The sequence below is a fragment of the Mammaliicoccus sp. FSL K6-3158 genome, assembly GCF_038005105.1.
Lineage (GTDB): Bacteria > Bacillota > Bacilli > Staphylococcales > Staphylococcaceae > Mammaliicoccus > Mammaliicoccus sciuri.
Genome location: NZ_JBBOSL010000001.1, coordinates 235,636 through 256,738, shown reverse-complemented (window position 1 = coordinate 256,738; position 21,103 = coordinate 235,636). Strand labels below are relative to the sequence as shown.

Below are 21,103 nucleotides of genomic sequence, written 5' to 3'. Positions count from 1 at the left end.
CCCATAAAATAGTAGTAAGAATTCTAAAAATTCTAATTTTTCTTTTTAATATATCTAAATAATATACCTCCGTATAATTTTACATTAAGCAAATTATACGGAGGTATATTGTTGGTTATTCTACAATAAATTGGTGTTCTTTTAAATCTCTTACAGCATTGTCTAAAATCTTTTCAGTATGTGCAGAAATCGTATGTAAATGAAGGTTATCTGTTAAGTGCGCTAACATTTGTCCTTCAAACTTTTCCATTTCACTAATGAATTTTGATAAATCTTCATACGTTTCAATCATTAAATCTGCTTTAATACTACCATATACAGGATGATCAATTGAAACATCATCAATCATTGCCCCATTATCCAATATAAGCTTTAACTCTTCTTCCATTCTGTCATTATCATGTTGGCAAACAATGACACGTTTATATCTTTTACCACATTGTACATTATTAACAACATAACCACGACTTGTTGAATCAATATTATAATTTTGTGATTTCAATATAGAAATATCTTTCACAATAATCTGTCTCGAAACATCAAATTGTTGACTCAATTGTTTACCGCTGATTGGTTCATCTGAAGATTCGAGTAATTGTAAAATTTGCTCTCTTCTTTTAAAAGGGTTATTCATTTCACTAATCTCCTCTTATAGCTGTTTTTAAATGGTGCAAACAAGTATCTATGTCATTTCTAGTCGTAAATTTCCCAATAGACAAACGTATATATTGGTCATACGTTTTCTCAGGTATTGAATCTATTTTAACTTGTAAACCACTACTTAACAATGCGCCATGACCACATGCAGTGCCTGTCGAAACACATATATTTCTATTCGACAAATATTGCATAATATATTGCCCTTCATATATCGGTGTTAATACTGCAATAATATGTGGTGCTTGCGCTTTGTAAACAATAGGTGAAAATGACAAGTCACTTAATTGTTCGATGAAGTATTGTTGTAAATTTTGCATATGTTCAATACTTGGTGATATTGATAATGCTTTTGTCATCGCGATAATACTTGGTGAATCTATTGTACCATTTTGTGTATACATTTCATGAAAGTAATGTTGATTTAAAGGCTTTACATACTCATGATTAATCATTAACACACCTGAACCTTTAGTACCGTGAAACTTATGACCTGAAAATGCATATGAACTGAACCATTTTACATTAATATCCTTTAATTTATGAACTGCTTGTACGCCATCAACATGCATTGAAATATTGTTATCCTGTGCCATTTGACTCAATTCTTCAACAGGTAATATATATCCAGTCTCAGAATTAACATGTTGAGCAATGATGAGCACAACATCATCCGTCATTAAGTCAGTCGTCTGTTCTAAATCTATTTCGCCATTGTTGTCTAAAGGCAACATAATGATATCAAAATCATCTTGATAAACTTCTAAAGCAGCATGTATAGAGGGGTGTTCATAAGGCGAAACGAGTACTTTACCGCCCTCCTTCTCTTTCAAAAAACTATGTATCGCAATTTCATTTGCATGAGAACCACTTCTTGTATAAATCACTTCTTTATCTGTTGAGAAGTAATTCTTTATAAATTGTTTACACTCATTCAACAACTGTCTAGTATGTACACCACCTATATGTAAACTTTCGCTATTGTAATATGCTTCACGCTGTATATCTTGATAGACATCCATCACTTGGCCATCAACCATTGTAGTTGATGCGTTATCTAAATAAATCAATTATAATCCCCCTCTTGTTATTTACGTTTCTTTGTGTCAATATATTGTATATAAAATGATAACATATATGTAAAGTTAGGTGTAAACTTTGAGAAAAGTCATTGTAGTAGGTTCTGGCATCGCTGCATTAGCAGCTATACAATCATTTAATGAGCAAACTGAAATTCATTGCATTACGAAAGATAAACTAAATAAACATAATAGTTCACTAGCTCAAGGCGGAATTTGTTGTTCTCAATACGAACATGACAATGGTCATGCGCATATTGTAGATACGTATAAAGCTGGCAATGAACTTGGAGATATTGATGTCATACAATCCATCATCCAACATAGTCATCTTTACATTGAGCAACTCATTCAAAATGGATTGAATTTTGATACGATTACAAATCAACATGATTTAGATTTTGCGATGGAAGGTGCGCACACTCGCCCTCGGATTTTACATATTGGTGGTGATCAAACGGGTAAATATTTAACGCACCATTTGATGAATCAATTATCATCCAAGCATATTAAGATTTATGAAGAAACTGAAGTAATCGATTTGTTGAAAGATACAGAACATGCTGTTTGTGGTGTACGTGCACTTAATAAACATGGACAACAGCTTGATATCATAGCCCATGATGTCATTTTGGCTACAGGTGGTTACAGCAATTTATTCCCTACTCATTCAGGCGCATCCAGTTCAATAAGTTCAGGGCATGTTATCGCGCATCATCACGGCATTCCATTAAGGCATATGGAAATGATTCAATTTCATCCGACTTTACTCGGTAAGCCTGGACAAACATACGGTTTAGTTTCTGAAGCAGTAAGGGGGCATGGTGGTATTTTAGTCAGTAGCCTTGGGGATCACTTTATGGAAGATAAACATCCTTTAGGCAGTCTCGCTCCTAGAGATGTGACAAGTAGAGCCATCTTTCAGCAACAACAACTTGGTCATCAATGCTTTATTAATATCGAACAAGTTGAAGCATTTTCTAATAGATTTCCAACGATTTATCAAAACGTCATTGAACATTTTCCAGATGAATATGCGAACCATCTCATTCCTATTACACCTGGTGCACACTATACAATGGGTGGCGTAAAAACAGATATTTATGGTCGAACGAACTTGAGCCACTTTTACGTTATAGGGGAAGCGAGTAATACAAATTTTCATGGTGCAAATCGTTTAGCAAGTAATTCCTTACTTGAAGCACTTGTTATGGGACATCTTTGTGGGGAAGCTATTCATCAATCTGAAATAAGAGATATTCATATTAGCGAATCTGAGCAACGACATATTCCTAAAATAAGTGATGAAGACATACAATATTTTCGTCAACAAACTTTTAAAGTGTTAGGTATAGAGCGTAATGGTACAGACATTACAGCTTACTTAAATTCAATAAAAGATTGTCTTAGCAATGCGATGACTTTAGCTGAATGGACTCAATCAGATTGGCAGAAATATATAGAAGTAAAGACTTTAGAAATGATCTCTATATCAGCTTTAAGTCGTTTAGAATCACGCGGTGTCCACTATAGATTAGATTATCCGAATACTAAATCAACACTACAACATACTGATATCGAAATACTAATGGAGGATTCAATTCATGCTAAACAAGTTATACGTCCAAGAAAAACTCAAACAATTTTACCTTGAAGATAACCATTATGGTGATTTGTCTTCAAGCTTATTCGACGCCACTCAACAAGGTACATTAACAATTTTAAGTAAATCAGAAGGCATATTTTGTGGTGAAATGATCATTCAAGAAAGTTTTAAACTGCTTGATGATGCTATTACGACCACTTTGTTCGTTCAAGACGGTACGTTCATAGAGAAAGGTCAGAAGCTCGCTGTTATTAAAGGTAGCATTTCAACACTCTTGACGATGGAACGCATCACTTTAAATTTAATTCAAAGAATGTCAGGTATCGCTACAGCTACACATGAAATCGTCCAAAAGGTTCAGCATACAAACGTCAAAATTGTAGATACGAGAAAGACAACGCCAGGATTAGGTATGTTTGAAAAACATTCAGTATTTATTGGTGGTGGCTATAATCACCGTCGAACGCTTAATGACGGATTAATGTTAAAGGACAACCATATCAGTTTCAGTCCATCGATTCGTGAACTTGTATCTAAAGCTAAGCAACATATCGGACCTATGGATAAAATCGAAATAGAAATTGAAGATGAACATACTTTAGATGAAGCCATTTTATCCAATGTGAATATCATCATGTTTGATAATTGCAAACCAGAATGGATCAAAGCACATATCACGAAAGTGCCTGAACATATACAAACTGAAGCATCCGGTAATATCAATATTAAGAATATTGTTGATTACGCTGAAACGGGTGTCGATTATATTTCTATAGGTTCGTTATTTTATGAGCAACATGCATTAGATATCTCTGCAAAGGTGGTTATATAAATGTTTAATCTCACAATTGAGAATGCGCAATCTATCCCTGAAAAGTACATAAAAATGTCTCATAAAGAACTTGAAGACAAAATTAAATCTATTAAAGCTTCACTAGGTGATCGTTTGTTTATGCCAACGCATCACTATCAAAAAAATGAAGTTGCGCAATTTGCTGACATTATGGGTGACTCTCTTGAACTCGCACGTATTTGTAAAGAGAATACAAAGGCTCAATATTTCGTCTTTAATGGTGTTCATTTTATGGCTGAAACTGCTGACATCTTGACTGACGATAATCAAGATATTTACTTACCTGATTTATCTGCTGGTTGCTCTATGGCAGATATGGCAAATATCGAACAAGCACTTCATGGTTATGACATATTAACGAATCGTTTAGGTGATAATATTCTACCGCTTACTTATGTGAATTCGACTGCTGCAATCAAGAAATTCGTCGGAGCAAATGGTGGTTCTTGTGTAACAAGTGGTAATGCTGACAGTGTGATTCAATGGGCTTTAGATCAAGATAAACGTATATTATTTTTGCCTGATCAACATTTAGGTCGTAATACCGCTTATAAATTAGGTATCAAACTTGAGGAAATGGCTGTCTGGGATCCAATACAAAAGAAACTAGACTTCGATGGTCGTGATGAAGATATTAGAATCATCTTATGGAAGGGACATTGCTCTGTTCATGAAAAGTTCTATCCCATTCATATAGATCAAGCGAGAAAAAAAGACCCAGACGTGAATGTTATTGTACATCCAGAATGCCAATTTGATATCGTACAAATGGCAGACTATGCAGGTTCAACTAAATATATTATCGACACAATAAAAAATGCGCCAAAAGGTTCTCATTGGGTGATTGGTACTGAGATGAACCTCGTACAACGTTTAAAGGAGACCTATACGGATATTACGATTGAATCACTTAATCCACTTATGTGTTCTTGCTTAACAATGAATAGAATTGACTTACCTCATCTCGCATGGTGTTTAGATAAAATCATTGCCGGAGAGCGATCAAACATTATTAAAGTAGATAAAGAAACATCTCATTTTGCGAAACAATCATTAGAACGTATGTTAAGTATCGTATAAAAAATAACCTTTCACCTTCAATACAATCGAGGTGAAAGGTTATTTAATATTAAAATGGATTTCGATTTAACCACTGACCGCCATCCATTGTGATACAATCGCCATTGATATAAGCCGCTTCATCTGAGAATAAAAATCTTGCTAATCCTGCAATTTCTTCAGGTTGGCCCATTCTACCTACAGGAACACTATCTAACGTTTGTTGTCTGGCATCTTCAGATAACGTTAACTTCTTAGCACCACCTGTATTATCAATCGGTCCAGGTGCAATGGCATTAACTGTAATACCGTATTTACTTCCCCATTCAACTGCTAATGTTCTCGTCATAGCAAGCACACCTGCTTTGGCACTTGCTGAATGTATAACTCCTGCACCAGCTGTCCATGAATATGTTGCTACAATATTCAATATACGACCTTTATGACCACCCTTAATCCATTCTTTACCTACTGCTTGCGAACAATAAAAAGTCCCATTTAATACAATATCAATAACTGAATTCCAACCGTTATAAGATAAATCTTCAGCTGCACAAATAAAATTTCCTGCTGCATTATTGACTAATCCGTCTATTTTACCAAATGTTTTAATCGTTTCATCTACTGTATACTGAACGCGTTCTGGATCACGTACGTCCATATCAATACATAATACTTGTCCTTCTTCTTGTTCTATATCCTTTTTCGCTTCTTCAAGCCTTTCAAGTGAGCGTCCAGTTATGACAACTTTTGCACCATCTGCTGCAAATCTCGTTGCCATCGCTTTACCCATACCACTGCTACCACCCGTTACAATGATCACTTTATCCTTCATATATATTCTCCTCATATTTACTATATTAAAATACTTGTCTTTAGTAAGCGCTTACATATAGTGTACAACAAGTTGCAATAAAGGACAATTAAACAGAAGTTACACATCACATAAAGCTTTAAAAAATATTTATTAGTATAATAAAAAGACCTTTGAACGTTACGCTCAAAGGTCTTTCAATATATTAATATCCTGATCCGACTTCTTCTCCATCTTCATCATACTCAGTCACTTTACCGTCATCGTCTATAATATAAGAACCTGCTAAATTGCCATCTTTATCTTCAAATGAGAAGCCCCACTTACCTTCATCTGTCTTCTCAGGTTCTTTAAACGTATATTTATCTGTATCTAACGTTTCATCTTCATACGATTCTACTTTATCAATAACATTCTCTCGTGTTACTTTTTCAGAATTACTATCATCATCTGAATCAGCACCATCATCTATAGAAGACGTGCCATCAAACATTTTCACAGTTCTTGCTATTTGTTCGTCAGACGCATCATAAAGCTTAATGACTTTCGGATTGTTTAAAATCTTTTCAGATTCTTGTTGAGAGTACTCATCATCTTCAGTCCATCTTTCATCATGAAAATGTGAAGGCACATTATAAATAGAAATCGTACCATCTCCATTATTTTTATACACAACATGTCCAGCAGCAGTAGGAGAACCTGCTAAACGATACACACCTTTAGGATATTTCACCGTATTAGCTTTGTTGTATGGATTTAAATACTCACCCTCAAGATTATTAAATTCAAGCTCTGCATTCATTTCACTTTCATCCATATTTCGATAACTCGGTAAAGCCGTTAACCATACCTTTGCATAGTATTCATCACTATTTACATTCTCGTTAGAAGTCTTATTATCATCTGAATCATCATTAGAAGGTAATGGATCTACATACTCAATCTTACTTGCTACATTAGAAACTTTGCGATTATCTTTATATTTCTTATATAAATCAGCAATGTTCAAACAATCTACTGTTCCATCATCTATTACATCATTAAAATCTTGAACAGCACTTTGAGTTTTAATATATACAACTTCATCCTTATTTACACCGACTATTGTCGCATAGCTACCTTTAGTAGCATTCAAACTATAGAACTTCATACCATTTGGTTTGTTTTTCATCTTATTTAGTTCCGGACTTTCAGCAAGTTCTAACGTATCAATATTACGTTCTTTCTTCTCTCCAGCTCCAAAAGTTTGCGTATATTTTCCAGATAATAATTCATCACCTGTTACAATATCATCTTCAACACTAGGATCTAACATAGCCATCGCAATACTCTGTTGTTCAGTGATATTCGATTCATCTTTAATGCCACTTTCATTACTATTATCCTCATTGTTTGATGAATCATTAGACTGATTATCTTGTGATTCACCCTTTTGAGCATTTTCAGATGACTTGCCATCATTCGAATCTCCACCAATACTAAAACTACAACCACTTAATGCCACTACAGACATAAGTACAAGGCCAGAGAACAGCTGCTTCTTCAAAAGAATCACCCCTTATAAATTTATAATATATTCGCTAAATAATTATAAAAAAGTTATATACATGTTCTTTACTATTGTAACAAATACAATGTAAATTGAAATGTATTCAGAGATATTTCACTGATGCTTTTAATATAAAAGTATCACATCATCTCACTTCAACTCTTTCACTCTTTAATATTCTTTTATTCCAAACTATTCAATTTCCTTCACATTCCCTAAGTGACGGGTTTTTGTGCATATTTGTACGTTGTTTTTTAATTGATTAACAGTTATGTATGATTTTTGGCTTTATAGGGAATTTTTAACATAAATGGGTTAAGTTTTTTTATACTTAATGTATCTTAAAAGGAAAGAGGTTTTGCAAATGGATATCGCTGGTGTTATTACAAGCATTATTGATTTAATCAAGACTTGCATTCAAACTTTCGGTTAATTTCAGTTTTATTGCATTAAAAAGGCAGAGGAAATATTCAATCTTTTGATTGTTTCCTCTGCTTTTTTAAATATATAGTTGTAAAATACAAATGATTTTAAGTTTAATGTTTTAATTTATAAGGTATCGTTGATATGACGATATTCTTTCTATAGAATAAATGGACTTTTAACATAAAGCTTGTTTGATTGTGTAATAAATTATGCCATCTTCTATTTGTAATAAATTGCGGTATGATGACAGTTATTAAATAATCTTCTGCTGTTGCTTTATGATTAATTTTATCTATAAAACGCGTGATAGGTTTAATGACGTCTCTGTACTCTGAATGCAATATGACAAGTCGTATATCTGGGTACAATGACTTCCATTTCGCTTGTAATTTCTTCTCATTTGTTTCACCTACTGCTACGTGTACAACGATGATATCGTCAGATGTTAATTTTGCATATGCGATAGATTTATCTACTGCATTTGTGATACCGCTTATTGGAATAATGGCTAAGTTCTTACTTTTTGTTGTAGTGCTTTTGTGTGATTCTGAAACGTGTAATTCTTTCGCGATATTTATATAGTGTTTATGAATTCGAACAAACATCAATACGACGATCGGTAAAAAGATTAAGATTGGCCACACGTGTGGCATTTTTGTTATGAGTAAAATCATAAATATTGTAAATGTTATAACAGTACCTAATGTATTGATTGCTAATTTCTTTTTCCAATGTTTCGGTTTTTCTTTGATCCATTTTATCATCATACCGAGTTGTGCTAACGTAAACGGAATGAACACCCCCACTGCATAAAGTGGAACTAAGTTTTCAGTTTTGCCGTTAAAGCCTATTATTAAAAATATTGCTAAAACACCTAATATAATAATAGAGTTCGAATAACCTAATCTATCACCACGAACTGTAAACATATGTGGCATGTACTTATCTTTAGCCATATTTGCTGCGAGTAGTGGAAATGCTGTAAATCCAGTATTAGCCGCTAATATCAAAATGAGTACTGTTGCACCTTGAATAAAGTAGAATATCACATTCTCTCCAAAGACTTGTTTCGCAAGTTGAGATAATACAGTCGTTTCTCTTTGTGGCATAATGCCATAGAAATAAGTTAAATAGACCATACCTACAAGCATAAATCCTAAAATACTTCCCATTGCGATTAAAGTCTTAACAGCATTTTTGGGTGCGGGATCTTTGAAACTTTTAACTGAGTTCGATATCGCTTCAACACCTGTTAAAGATGATGCACCAGATGAAAATGCTTTTAGTAATAGAAAGAACGTTACACCCGGTACTGAGCTACCGACAACGGATGTTGTTTGTGGTTCAGCTTGGCCAGTTGCTACTTTCCATACACCTACGACGATCAGCATAATCAAACCAAATATAAATAAATATACGGGATACGACAACACCGTTGCAGATTCTGTTAAACCTCTTAAGTTCAAAATTAATATCAAAATTACTAAAATACATGCTATTAAAATTCGTTTTTCATATAAAGATGGAAATGCGGCTACAAATGCATCAGTACCTGATGAAATACTAACAGCGACTGTTAATATATAGTCTACAAGTAACGACCCACCTGCGAGTAGCGACCATTTTTCTCCTAAGTTATGTTTTGAAACGGTATAAGCACCACCACCATGAGGATAAGCGTAAATAACTTGTCTATATGACAGCACTAATGTGATTAACAAAATCAATATAAATGCCGTAATCGGTAGTGTATACCAAGCTGCTATAGCACCTAACACAGAGAGCACAATTAATATCTGCTCTGGTCCGTATGCTACAGAGGACAATGCATCTGATGAAAGTATGGCTAACGCTTTTGTATTACTAATCTTTTCATTTTGTAACTCTTTGTTTTTCTTTGGTTTACCTATTAGTAATCTTTTAGCTTGAGAAAATATCATATCTAATCTCCTAATCATATTTAATAAATTGAACAAAACGTTAACGATTGATGACATCAAAAGCATATATATATTTATACGCTCATCAAATTTAAAAGTATATATAAGCAACCATCTTTTAAGTGTATTATTTCTCTTTATTAATAAAATAACTCTTAATTAAAGTGTATAATTACTCCATTAATAAACTTTCTCAATAAGAGTAAATTGATTATTTATGTTATATTTGTATTCACAACTTGAATAACTAAAACACTCATTCTTAGTCCTAATTCTGGGAGGATTCTTATGAAAAAATTAATCATCGCCATCGTTATTGTAATCATCGCTGTTGGTTCAAGCGTATTCTTTTATGCATCTAAAGATAAGAAAATAAACGAAACAATTGATGCCATTGAAGATAAAAACGTTAAGCAAGTCTTTAAAAATAGTACTTACCAATCTAAAAACGATAATGGTGAAGTAGAAATGACAGACCGTCCTATTAAGATTTATGACAGTCTCGGCGTCAAAGATATCAACATTAAAGATCGTGATATCAAAAAGGTTTCAAAAAACAAAAAACAAGTCACAGCAAAGTATGAACTTCAAACGAATTACGGCAAAATTAATCGTGACGTTAAATTAAACTTTATTAAAGAAGATAAAGATTGGAAATTGGATTGGAATCAAAGTGCCATTATTCCAGGCATGAAGAAAAATCAATCCATCAATATTGAACCATTGAAATCAGAACGAGGTAAGATTTTAGACAGGAACAATTTAGAGTTAGCCACTACAGGAACAGCACATGAAGTTGGTATTGTTCCTAATAATGTTTCCACAAGTGATTACAAAGCAATCGCTGAAAAGTTAGACCTTTCAGAATCGTATATTAAACAACAAACAGAACAGGATTGGGTTAAAGATGATACATTCGTCCCTCTCAAGACTGTTCAAGATATGAATCAAGATTTAAAGAATTTTGTTGAAAAGTATCATCTCACATCACAGGAAACAGAAAGTCGACAGTATCCGCTTGAAGAAGCAACAACGCACTTACTTGGATATGTTGGCCCTATTAATTCAGAAGAATTGAAGCAAAAAGCATTTAAAGGTTATAAAAAGGATGCCATCGTTGGTAAAAAAGGTATCGAAAAACTATACGATAAAGACCTTCAAAATAAAGACGGATACCGTGTCACAATAATTGATGATAATAATAAAGTTATTGATACATTAATAAAGAAAAAGAAAATAGACGGCAAAGATATTAAATTAACCATCGATGCTAGAGTCCAAAAAAGTATTTATATCAACATGAAAGATGACTACGGTTCGGGGACTGCTATTCATCCACAAACTGGTGAACTCTTAGCACTTGTCAGCACGCCATCTTATGATGTTTATCCATTTATGAATGGAATGAGCGATGAAGATTATAAGAAATTAACTGAAGATGATAAAGAGCCACTCCTTAATAAGTTCCAAATTACGGCATCACCAGGTTCGACTCAAAAAATATTAACATCCATGATTGGCTTAAACAATAAGACATTAGACGGCAAAACAAGTTATAAAATTAATGGAAAAGGTTGGCAAAAAGATAAATCTTGGGGTGACTACAACGTTACAAGATACGAAGTTGTGAATGGCGATATCGACTTAAAACAAGCTATTGAATCATCAGATAATATCTTCTTTGCGAGAGTTGCACTTGAATTAGGCAGCAAAAAATTCGAAGAAGGAATGAAACGCCTTGGTGTTGGTGAAGATATCCCGAGTGATTATCCATTCTACAATGCACAAATTTCAAATAAGAACTTAGATAATGAAATATTGTTAGCTGACTCAGGTTATGGCCAAGGTGAAATATTAATCAATCCTGTTCAAATTCTTTCAATATACAGCGCATTAGAGAACAAAGGTAATGTGAATGCTCCACATGTACTCAAAGATACGAAAAATAAAGTCTGGAAGAAGAACATCATTTCCCAGGAAAATATTAAATTGTTAACAGACGGTATGCAACAAGTCGTGAACAAAACACATAGAGAAGATATTTATAGATCATATGCTAACTTAGTTGGTAAATCAGGTACAGCTGAACTCAAGATGAAACAAGGTGAGACAGGACAACAAATAGGTTGGTTCATTTCATATGATAAAGATAATCCAAATATAATGATGGCTATTAATGTGAAAGATGTACAAGATAAAGGCATGGCAAGTTACAATGCCAAAATATCTGGAAAAGTGTATGACGATTTATATGATAACGGTAAGAAAACGTATCGTATTGATAAATAAACAAACAGAGCAACATCCGCGTTTGGATGCTGCTCTGTTTTTATGTCTTTAAAAAATATTCATAACAATTCTAGAAATATATAGCAACGCAATGATTAAACTGCATAGAAATACCATGCTCATATATTTTTTCTTTTTAGGCTTTGCTGCTTCAATTTCGTCTTTATTCTCTAGATATTCTAGCAATTCTTTCTCTATTTCCTCGTTAATATCTTTGTCATGATTTTCACTCACAACCATCCCTCCACGACTACATGTTCATCTTTAAATTTATATTATTACAATTTCTGTAAAAGGACAATCTTTACTTTGTATTAATTACAAGTTATCAATTCTAGTACCTTTTTTCAATTTGTGAGCACCACATTTGATTAGTCGCGCACGATAGTTTAATATATAATCAATCGCACACGATAGAAAGGAGTATTTAATGGATTACAATATGAAACTAGCCAATCAAGTATGTTTCTCAGCATATAATGTAAGTCGATTATTTGCCCAATTTTATGAAAAAGAGCTTAAGTCATTTGGTTTAACTTACTCACAATATTTAGTCTTACTTTCATTATGGGAGGAAAATCCTCAAACATTACATTCAATTGGTCATAAATTGGACCTTTCAAGCAACACGCTTACCCCACTACTTAAAAGATTAGAACAATCAGGATGGGTCACTCGACAAAAATCAGACCAAGATAAAAGACAATTAGTTGTTTCGTTAACACAAAAAGGGAAAGAACAAAAACAACCTATTTACGATGCTATCTCTAAATGTGTATCAGAAGAAATGGATTTAGAATTATACAAACAAACGAAAGACATTATGAATCAATTAGAAACAACTTTAAGAAAGCAATTAAATAAATAACATATAAGGATGATAAACTATGAAAAAATTTGATGTTGTATTTATAGGAAGTGGCCATGCTGCATGGCACGCTGCGTTAACGTTAAAACATGCAGGCAAATCTGTAGCCATTATAGAAAAAGACACGATAGCTGGTACATGTACAAATTACGGTTGTAATGCCAAAATCTTACTTGAAGGACCTTATGAAGTATTAGAAGAAGCTAGTCATTATCCTCAAATTATTGAATCTGATCAATTACACGTAAACTGGAAGAACTTGATGCAATATAAGAAAGCTGTCATAAATCCCCTTTCCAATACACTTAAATCTATGTTTGAACAACAAGGTATTGAAGTTATAATGGGTGCCGGTAAATTAGTAGATGCTCATACAGTTGATGTTGAAGGTACGCCTATTCAAGCTGAAAACATCGTCATTGCAACAGGACAACATAGTAATAAATTAGATATAGAAGGTAGCGCATTAACACATGATAGTCGTGACTTCTTATCTTTAGATAAAATGCCAAATAGCATCACATTTATTGGTGCTGGTATTATTAGTATCGAATTCGCTTCAATCGCAATTAAATCAGGTGCTGAAGTTCATGTCATCCACCATACAGATAAACCATTAGATGGATTTAATGAAAAGCACATCGCGAAATTAATTCATAAACTTGAATCAGAAGGCGTACAATTCCATTTAAATGAAAATGTTCAATCTGTACAACAAACTGGTAGCAGTTATCACGTAACAACAGAATCAGGACTTAGCGTTGATACTGACTATGTTCTAGATGCTACTGGACGTAAACCAAATGTACAAAATATAGGACTAGACGAATTAGGCATCGAATATAGTGAAAAAGGTATTCAAGTCGATGATCATTTAAGAACAAACATACACAACATATATGCAAGCGGAGATGTATTAGATAAAACAATCCCTAAATTAACACCAACAGCAACATTTGAATCTAACTACATCGCGACTCATATATTAGGTATCAATCCAAACCCAATCCAATATCCAGCAATACCATCAGTATTATACTCATTACCAAGACTTTCACAAATAGGTGTTACAGTTAAAGATGCAGAGCAAAGCGAAGCATATACAATAAAAGACATACCATTCGGTAAACAAATGGTATTTGAATATAAAAATGAAACAGAAGCGGAAATGACAATTGTATTAAACGCAGACAAACAACTCGTAGGCGCAGAAATTTACGCAGACGATGCAGCAAACTTAATTAACCTACTCACATTTATCGTTAACCAAAAACTAACATCCAAAGACCTCAACCAACTCATCTTTGCATTCCCAGGATCATCAAGCGGCGTGCTAGATTTATTAAAAGTAGCAATGATGTAGAATATATTGCCACCACTTTTCTAACAACGAAAAGTGGTGGTTTTTTATATAGTAAAAAGCTGATAAACTAAAAGCCTTTAAAACATAGTAAATTTCTCAACTTTGTATTGACATTTAGTGGTATTGCGCGTAATGTTTTTATATAATTCTGAATATTTAAAAAGAAAATCTGGAGGATTATTATGGGAAATTTTTTAGTATTACAATCTGATTTTGGATTGGAGGATGGTGCAGTAAGTGCTATGTATGGTGTTGCTCATACGGTAAGCAATGATATTGAAATTAGTGACTTAACGCACAATATCCCACCATATGATATATGGGTAGCATCATATCGTTTATATCAAACTGTTAAATATTGGCCAAAAGGCACGGTGTTTGTTTCAGTGGTAGATCCGGGAGTTGGAAGTGATAGAAGAAGTATTGCATGCTTAACTAAATCTGGACATTATATTATTACACCAGATAACGGGTCATTAAGTCATACTCAATATTACGAAGGTATTGAAAAAGTAATCGCAATTGATGAAGTTAAAAGCCGCTTACCTCACTCTGAGGAAAGTCATACATTTCACGGGAGAGATGTATATGCTTATAATGGCGCAAGACTCGCTTCAAAACAAATTACTTTCAATGAACTTGGCCAACCTATTGAGCTTGATTCCATTAAACAATTAGAAATTATTGAAGCTAAAAATGAGAATGATATTTTAAGTGGTAGTATTGATGTATTAGATATAAGATTTGGTTCTTTATGGACAAATATTCCTTTAGACTATCTAAAAGAAGCAAATTATTCACACGGAGATCAAATTATGGTGTCTATTTTCCACAATGAGAATAAAGTGTATCAAAATATTATTAAATTTGTACGTTCATTTGCTGATGTAAATATCGGAGAACCACTTGTCTATGTTAATTCACTTGTTAACATCGGTATTGCCGTTAACCAAGATTCATTTTCAAAACTATATCATATCGGAACAGGTAAAGAATGGACAATCCAATTATCGAAGGTATCATTCAATTTATAATGAAAGGAAGAATATATCATGAATAAACAAGGTATATCAGTTAAAACTATCGTAGCTATAGGTATTGGTGCAGCAGTATTTGTTATTTTGGGTAGGTTTGTTGTAATTCCAACTGGCTTCCCAAACACTAACTTAGAAACATCTTATGCATTTTTAGCTTTAATTTCTGCTATATTTGGTCCTTTTGCTGGATTTATGATTGGCCTTATTGGTCACGCTGTTAAGGACTTCACGACTTATGGTAGTGCTTGGTGGAGTTGGGTAATATGTTCAGGAATTATTGGCTTTTATTACGGATGGATTGGGCAAAAAATCAATTTAGCTACTGGACAATTTAGCAAAAAAATCATTTTATATTTTATAGTCGCTATTATTATTGGAAATATTGTATGTTGGGGTTTAATCGCACCAATTTTAGATATTTTAATCTATAGTGAACCGGCTAATAAAGTATTTACACAAGGTGTCATTTCTACAACATTAAATATTGTATCAGTAGGAATTATTGGTACACTACTTATAAAAGCTTATGCATCAACTCAAGTACAAAAAGGCAGCTTGAGAAAGGATTAGATTAACAATGGCTAAACCGATTATTACCTTTAAAAATGTTAATTTCAAATATTATAGCCAATCTGAACCAACACTTCACAATATAAATATTAATATTTATCCTGGCGAAAAAGTGCTTATAGTTGGTGCTTCAGGTAGTGGTAAATCGACTTTTGTAAACTGTATAAATGGACTTATTACCTTTAAGTATGAAGGTGACTTAACTGGCCAAATAATTATTAATGGGGAAGATGCTAAAGAATGCACTTTTCATGAACGGTCAAATATAGTAGGAACGGTTCTTCAAGATACAGATGGTCAGTTTATTGGATTAACAGCTGCTGAAGATATGGCGTTTATGTTAGAAAACAATAATGTTCATAAAGAAACCATGCATAAAGACGTCCACCACTGGTCTAAGGTTGTCAATATTGATGAACATTTAAATAAGCGTCCACAAGATTTGTCAGGTGGTCAAAAACAACGTGTTTCATTAGGTGGCGTACTCATACATCAGCCTCCTATTTTAGTACTTGATGAACCTCTAGCAAATCTAGATCCTCATTCTGGCTACCAAACAATGAAACTTTTAGAAGAGTTACATCAATATACAGATTCAACTATGATTATGGTAGAACACCGCTTAGAAGAAGCGCTTGATGACACTTTTGATCGCGTCATCTTATTTAAAGATGGAGAGATTTATGCAGATTTAACACCTAATGAGCTATTACGTAGCAACTATTTAAATGAATGTGGTATTAGAGAACCTTTATACGCATCAGCTGTGAAATACACTCAAATACCTATTCAAGAAAAAATAAATTTCGCTAATGTTAATGAAGTATCCACAAATAGTGAAATTAAACATGCTATCAAAAATTGGCAATCTGAACAAATTGTCCCTCAAAATCAATACAATCAATATAAACCTTTATTAACTTTAGAGGATATTAATTATCAATATAATCGCACGAGTGGAAAAATATTAAATCATATAAATCTCAATATATATCCTGGAGAAATGTTAAGTATTGTGGGACATAACGGAGCAGGTAAATCTACATTAGCAAAAGCAATTTGTGGTTTTATACATACTAAAGGAAAAATGTTTTGGAACAACGAATCATTCCACAAACTTTCAATCAGCGAACGTTCTGAACATGTTGGCTATGTCATGCAAAATCCAAATCATATGATATCAGAAAAGATGATTTTTGATGAGGTTGCTTTAGGTTTAAAACTCCGAAACATAGATGAGGCTGAGATTAAATCACGCGTTTTTAATATTTTAAAAACATGTGGTTTATACTCTTTCAGAAATTGGCCAATTTCTGCATTGAGTTATGGACAGAAAAAACGTGTAACAATCGCATCTATACTTGTACTAAATCCAGAAATCATCATTTTAGACGAACCAACAGCAGGACAAGATTATTATCATTACACGGAAATGATGACTTTCTTAAAATCCTTAAACGAGGATGGACAAACAATTATCATGATAACGCATGATATGCATTTACTAGCTGAATATACGGACCGTACTATTGTTATTTCTGATGGTAAGATTATTGCTGACACTACTCCAATAAAATTACTAGCAGATCAAAATCTATGTGAGCAAGCGGCTCTGAGACAAACATCATTATATAAACTTGCGCAACGTGCTCAAATTACATCTCCTCAAAATTTCGTGAGAACATTCATAGAATTTGATAAAGAGGTGAAAAAATCATGAATGAGTTTAATACACTAGGCTATCATCCAGGAAATAGCCCTATACATTATATAAACGCAACAGCAAAACTCATTTTCTTTTTATTACTATCAATTTCTGCAATGATGACTTATGATACACGTTATTTGATTATAGTAAGTATTTGTTCTCTGATTCTTTTTAAAGTTTCTCAACTTAAATGGTATCAAGTTAGTTTTGTTGTTAAATTTATCGCTTTTTTCACAGTAATCAATGTTATCGCCGTTTACTTATTTGACCCTGAATACGGCGTCCGCCTTTATGGTGTTAGAACAGAATTATGGTCAGGTGTTGGAAGATTTACTTTAACAACTCAAGAATTATTTTATTTGTTTAATCTATTATTAAAATATGTATGTACCATTCCTTTAACACTTGTATTTTTATTAACAACAAACCCTAGCCACTTTGCAGCAAGCTTAAATCGTATAGGTGTTAATTATAAAATCAGTTATGCCGTAGCATTAACATTAAGATACATTCCTGATATCCAAGAAACATATCTAGAAATATCACAAGCACAACAGGCTAGAGGCTATGAAATGTCTAAAAAAGCAAGTATCATTAAACGTCTTAAAGGCGTATCACAAATTGTAATGCCTCTAATATTTTCAAGTATTGAACGCATTGATACTGTCAGTACAGCAATGGAACTTAGACAGTTTGGTAAACATAAAAAAAGAACATGGTATGTAAGCGAACCATATCAATTCAAAGATTATATGACCATTGTTATTGTAATATGCTTTGTCGCAGTAGCGATTGCATTATTCTTTATCAATGGCAGTAGGTTTTATAATCCATGGCATTAATAAAACAGAGGTAAGACTACCGTCTCTAATACGGAAGACTTACCTCTGTTTTTATTTCGGAAAATCTAGTGTAAGAAACTATTTAGTCTCTCCTACTCAGACAAATGCACCATTTTATCTGCGCTATCTGTAAATATCCCATCAACACCCCAGTTTGCAAGTTGGTTTGCGCGTGCTGGTTTGTTTACGGTCCAAACGTTTAATTCATAACCCGCTTCTTTGACCATTCTCACTTTTGCTTTTGTGAGTTTGGCATCTTCTGTATTCACTATCTTTGCATCGCAATAGTCTAACAATGTTCTCCAGTCTTCTTTGAATGATGTCGTATGGAAGATGACAGCTCTTTTATATTCTGGCATGATTTCTTCTGCTAGTTTAACGAGTACGAGGTTAAAGCTTGATATGAGTACTTCTTGATTTTGATTTAAGTTTGCTAATTTTTCTTTAACTTGCTTTACCATACTTTTAGATAGAGCGAGTCCATTCGCGCCAGTGACGCCTTTCAACTCTACATTTAAGTTCATGTTATATTCATTTGCTATTTCTATCACATCATCGAATGTTGGTAAGCGTTCATCTTTAAATTTCGCACCATACCATGATCCTGCTGATGCTTCTTTTAATTCTTCATAGTTTAATGCTGTTATTTCCCCGGACATACTTGTTGTACGGTCTAAATAGTCATCATGAATGATGATTAATTGTTCATCTTTTGTAATGGCAACATCTAACTCTAGCCATTTTACACCTTCTATTTCTGAAGCTGCTTTAAAAGATGCTATTGTATTTTCTGGAGCTTTACTTGGTAATCCTCTATGTCCATATATTGTTAGCATATTACCTCTCCTTGCGCTTTTTATTTTTAAATTGTTAATTTTTTGATTCTTAGGGTATATATTTACAACAAACATCCGTAGAATCAGCATACCTGTATTATCACATTATTGGTCTGTTTATTGCCAACAAAATGTGTATAGATTTTTTAAGGAGGGTATGGTTATGGCTAGTGAAACAATTACAATACATACGAAACAGGATATTATCGATTATGTGAACGAACGTAAGACGACAAAGCGTACGTCACTATTATTAATTATCGTATTAGGCACAATATTTTTAGATGCTTATGATTTAACAATTTTAGGGACAGCGACTGATCAACTTACTCAAGAATTCAAACTTTCTCCGACTTACTTATCATTCATTATGACAGCAATGCCATTCGGTGCATTATTTGGTGCTGCAATTGGTGGATTTTACGCCGATAAATTAGGTCGTAAATTAATTCTATCTGTCTCATTGATTTCTTTAATCATTGGGGCAATTGGGGCTGCGTTATCACCTGCACCAGCTATTTTATTATGTTTCAGATTATTGATGGGATTTGCAATTGGTATGGATAGCCCAGTTGCTTTTACTTTTATAGCAGAAATCAGTAATAAAAAAGATAAAGGCCGTAACGTCAACTATTGGCAAGTCGTTTGGTATATCGCCGTTGTATCTTCGGCTCTTATCGTTATTTTGTTATATTCTCTTGGTACAGGTGCTTGGTTATGGCGTTATTCCGTAGCACTCGGCGCAGTGTTCGCAACGATTATACTCGTTTTAAGATTATTTTATTTAAGCGAAAGCCCATCATGGTCAATGAAAAATAAAACCTTAACAGAAGCGAGTAAAGAACTCGAGAAGAACTACAACATCAATGTGAATATCGAACCTAATAAAGGTGAAGATGAATCATTTAGTAAAACAGAAGTTAAAAATCCTTTACGTACATTGTTTAATAAACGCTATCGTAAAAGAACAATATTAGCGACTTCCATTGCAACATTACAAGGTATGCAGTACTATGCAATCGGTCTATATATTCCTTTAATCGCAATTTATATAATCGGAGAAAACAAAATCGAATCCTTATCAGGTACTGCACTCATTAATATCGCGGGTATCATTGGTGGTTTAACTGGTGCATTACTCACAACAAAATACGGCGCACGTAAATTAACAATTGTTGGGTTTAGCATTGTAGGGACAGCCATGATTATTATAGGTTTATTTTATGGACATACCTATACTTGGTTGATTGCGTTAATGGTGGCATTCTTCCTATTTGGACATTCAGGTGGACCAGGAACTCAAGGTAAAGCAATTGCCGCCCTTTCATACCCTACAATTCTACGAGGTAAAGGAACAGGCTTTGTAGAATCCGTGAGTAGATTCGGTAGTATGTTTGGTACATTTATTTTCCCAATTATATTAGCTAACTTAGGATTAAATAAGACAATGCTGCTATTAGCATTAGTGCCTATAGTTGGGCTAATCATTACTACTTATATTAAATGGGAACCAGTCGGTAAAGATGTCGAACACGAAGATCAATATATTGAAAAAGTTTAATACAAAAAGCAAAAGCCTAGGACGTCTTAAGTGATGTCCTAGGCTT

At 33.4% G+C, this 21,103-nt stretch carries 18 protein-coding genes; 11 read left to right on the top strand and 7 right to left on the bottom strand.

Going from position 1 to position 21,103, the window contains the following annotated elements; genetic code table 11:
- Positions 1-115 precede the first annotated feature (115 nt).
- Together MHH94_RS01135 and MHH94_RS01130 are read right to left on the bottom strand one after the other, a co-directional pair.
- Positions 116-634 (bottom strand): transcription repressor NadR, encoded by a 519-nt coding sequence (locus MHH94_RS01135; protein WP_153654093.1) that lies wholly within the window; start codon positions 632-634, stop codon positions 116-118.
- A gap of 4 nt (positions 635-638) precedes the next feature.
- The gene (locus MHH94_RS01130) at positions 639-1,727 is read right to left on the bottom strand and encodes a cysteine desulfurase family protein (RefSeq protein ID WP_153654096.1); all 1,089 of its coding nucleotides are present in this window, start codon (positions 1,725-1,727) and stop codon (positions 639-641) included.
- Positions 1,728-1,815: 88 nt separating this feature from the next.
- Here MHH94_RS01130 and MHH94_RS01125 point away from each other — a divergent pair, with 88 nt between their 5' ends.
- From MHH94_RS01125 to nadA, 3 genes are read left to right on the top strand one after another with little or no spacing between them, the layout of a single operon-like run.
- Positions 1,816-3,390 carry an L-aspartate oxidase gene (locus MHH94_RS01125; protein WP_106417321.1) on the top strand — a complete coding sequence of 525 codons (1,575 nt, stop codon included), beginning with the start codon at positions 1,816-1,818 and terminating at the stop codon, positions 3,388-3,390.
- A complete protein-coding gene (nadC, locus tag MHH94_RS01120) occupies positions 3,341-4,174 on the top strand; it encodes a carboxylating nicotinate-nucleotide diphosphorylase (protein ID WP_078355306.1) in 834 nt (277 codons plus the stop codon). The genes MHH94_RS01125 and nadC overlap by 50 nt, the downstream gene beginning before the upstream one ends.
- Positions 4,175-5,275 carry a quinolinate synthase NadA gene (gene nadA, locus MHH94_RS01115; protein ID WP_084756095.1) on the top strand — a complete coding sequence of 367 codons (1,101 nt, stop codon included), beginning with the start codon at positions 4,175-4,177 and terminating at the stop codon, positions 5,273-5,275.
- Positions 5,276-5,324: 49 nt separating this feature from the next.
- Here the strand turns inward: nadA and fadH are convergent, their stop codons facing one another.
- The 3 genes from fadH to MHH94_RS01100 form a co-directional block, all read right to left on the bottom strand.
- Positions 5,325-6,089, bottom strand: coding sequence for a 2,4-dienoyl-CoA reductase (gene fadH / locus MHH94_RS01110; RefSeq protein WP_107603321.1), 765 nt, complete (start codon positions 6,087-6,089; stop codon positions 5,325-5,327).
- A 184-nt stretch (positions 6,090-6,273) separates the two neighbouring features.
- On the bottom strand, positions 6,274-7,614 hold the full coding sequence (locus tag MHH94_RS01105) for a hypothetical protein (RefSeq protein WP_325887472.1): 1,341 nt from the start codon (positions 7,612-7,614) through the stop codon (positions 6,274-6,276).
- A gap of 539 nt (positions 7,615-8,153) precedes the next feature.
- Complete coding sequence (locus tag MHH94_RS01100) at positions 8,154-9,980, bottom strand: APC family permease (protein WP_058591962.1); 1,827 nt, start codon at positions 9,978-9,980, stop codon at positions 8,154-8,156.
- Between the two features lie 291 nt (positions 9,981-10,271).
- On the opposite strand from MHH94_RS01100, the gene mecA1 reads away from it, so the two are divergent.
- Positions 10,272-12,272, top strand: coding sequence for a PBP2a family beta-lactam-resistant peptidoglycan transpeptidase MecA1 (gene mecA1 / locus MHH94_RS01095; protein ID WP_340839311.1), 2,001 nt, complete (start codon positions 10,272-10,274; stop codon positions 12,270-12,272).
- 48 nt (positions 12,273-12,320) lie between these two features.
- Here mecA1 and MHH94_RS01090 read toward each other — a convergent pair whose 3' ends face one another.
- Positions 12,321-12,506 (bottom strand): hypothetical protein, encoded by a 186-nt coding sequence (locus MHH94_RS01090; RefSeq protein ID WP_025907530.1) that lies wholly within the window; start codon positions 12,504-12,506, stop codon positions 12,321-12,323.
- 196 nt (positions 12,507-12,702) lie between these two features.
- Here MHH94_RS01090 and MHH94_RS01085 point away from each other — a divergent pair, with 196 nt between their 5' ends.
- From MHH94_RS01085 to MHH94_RS01060, 6 genes are all read left to right on the top strand, one after another.
- Positions 12,703-13,140 (top strand): MarR family transcriptional regulator, encoded by a 438-nt coding sequence (locus tag MHH94_RS01085; protein ID WP_058591914.1) that lies wholly within the window; start codon positions 12,703-12,705, stop codon positions 13,138-13,140.
- 19 nt (positions 13,141-13,159) lie between these two features.
- Positions 13,160-14,503 carry a dihydrolipoyl dehydrogenase family protein gene (locus tag MHH94_RS01080; protein WP_107609155.1) on the top strand — a complete coding sequence of 448 codons (1,344 nt, stop codon included), beginning with the start codon at positions 13,160-13,162 and terminating at the stop codon, positions 14,501-14,503.
- A gap of 182 nt (positions 14,504-14,685) precedes the next feature.
- Positions 14,686-15,537 carry an SAM hydrolase/SAM-dependent halogenase family protein gene (locus tag MHH94_RS01075; protein WP_232182744.1) on the top strand — a complete coding sequence of 284 codons (852 nt, stop codon included), beginning with the start codon at positions 14,686-14,688 and terminating at the stop codon, positions 15,535-15,537.
- Between the two features lie 18 nt (positions 15,538-15,555).
- The gene (locus MHH94_RS01070) at positions 15,556-16,110 is read left to right on the top strand and encodes an ECF-type riboflavin transporter substrate-binding protein (RefSeq protein WP_340839310.1); all 555 of its coding nucleotides are present in this window, start codon (positions 15,556-15,558) and stop codon (positions 16,108-16,110) included.
- 7 nt (positions 16,111-16,117) lie between these two features.
- Complete coding sequence (locus MHH94_RS01065) at positions 16,118-17,830, top strand: ABC transporter ATP-binding protein (RefSeq protein WP_340839309.1); 1,713 nt, start codon at positions 16,118-16,120, stop codon at positions 17,828-17,830.
- Complete coding sequence (locus MHH94_RS01060) at positions 17,827-18,660, top strand: energy-coupling factor transporter transmembrane component T family protein (RefSeq protein WP_048540458.1); 834 nt, start codon at positions 17,827-17,829, stop codon at positions 18,658-18,660. The genes MHH94_RS01065 and MHH94_RS01060 overlap by 4 nt, the downstream gene beginning before the upstream one ends.
- Before the next feature lie 92 nt (positions 18,661-18,752).
- On the opposite strand, the gene MHH94_RS01055 is transcribed toward MHH94_RS01060, so the two are convergent.
- Positions 18,753-19,496 (bottom strand): glycerophosphoryl diester phosphodiesterase, encoded by a 744-nt coding sequence (locus MHH94_RS01055; RefSeq protein WP_078355314.1) that lies wholly within the window; start codon positions 19,494-19,496, stop codon positions 18,753-18,755.
- A 163-nt stretch (positions 19,497-19,659) separates the two neighbouring features.
- Between MHH94_RS01055 and MHH94_RS01050 the strand changes: the two genes are divergently transcribed.
- Positions 19,660-21,057, top strand: coding sequence for an MFS transporter (locus MHH94_RS01050; RefSeq protein ID WP_088592724.1), 1,398 nt, complete (start codon positions 19,660-19,662; stop codon positions 21,055-21,057).
- The last annotated feature ends 46 nt before the right edge of the window (positions 21,058-21,103 follow it).

Bases quoted from the DNA above. Each gene is read 5' to 3' on its own strand.
- MHH94_RS01135 (WP_153654093.1), bottom strand. From the start codon at position 634: ATGAATAACCCTTTTAAAAGAAGAGAGCAAATTTTACAATTACTCGAA.
- nadC (WP_078355306.1), top strand. From the start codon at position 3,341: ATGCTAAACAAGTTATACGTCCAAGAAAAACTCAAACAATTTTACCTT.
- MHH94_RS01065 (WP_340839309.1), top strand. From the start codon at position 16,118: ATGGCTAAACCGATTATTACCTTTAAAAATGTTAATTTCAAATATTAT.
- MHH94_RS01080 (WP_107609155.1), top strand. From the start codon at position 13,160: ATGAAAAAATTTGATGTTGTATTTATAGGAAGTGGCCATGCTGCATGG.
- MHH94_RS01055 (WP_078355314.1), bottom strand. From the start codon at position 19,496: ATGCTAACAATATATGGACATAGAGGATTACCAAGTAAAGCTCCAGAA.
- MHH94_RS01075 (WP_232182744.1), top strand. From the start codon at position 14,686: ATGGGAAATTTTTTAGTATTACAATCTGATTTTGGATTGGAGGATGGT.
- nadA (WP_084756095.1), top strand. From the start codon at position 4,175: ATGTTTAATCTCACAATTGAGAATGCGCAATCTATCCCTGAAAAGTAC.
- MHH94_RS01060 (WP_048540458.1), top strand. From the start codon at position 17,827: ATGAATGAGTTTAATACACTAGGCTATCATCCAGGAAATAGCCCTATA.
- fadH (WP_107603321.1), bottom strand. From the start codon at position 6,089: ATGAAGGATAAAGTGATCATTGTAACGGGTGGTAGCAGTGGTATGGGT.
- MHH94_RS01085 (WP_058591914.1), top strand. From the start codon at position 12,703: ATGGATTACAATATGAAACTAGCCAATCAAGTATGTTTCTCAGCATAT.
- MHH94_RS01050 (WP_088592724.1), top strand. From the start codon at position 19,660: ATGGCTAGTGAAACAATTACAATACATACGAAACAGGATATTATCGAT.
- mecA1 (WP_340839311.1), top strand. From the start codon at position 10,272: ATGAAAAAATTAATCATCGCCATCGTTATTGTAATCATCGCTGTTGGT.
- MHH94_RS01070 (WP_340839310.1), top strand. From the start codon at position 15,556: ATGAATAAACAAGGTATATCAGTTAAAACTATCGTAGCTATAGGTATT.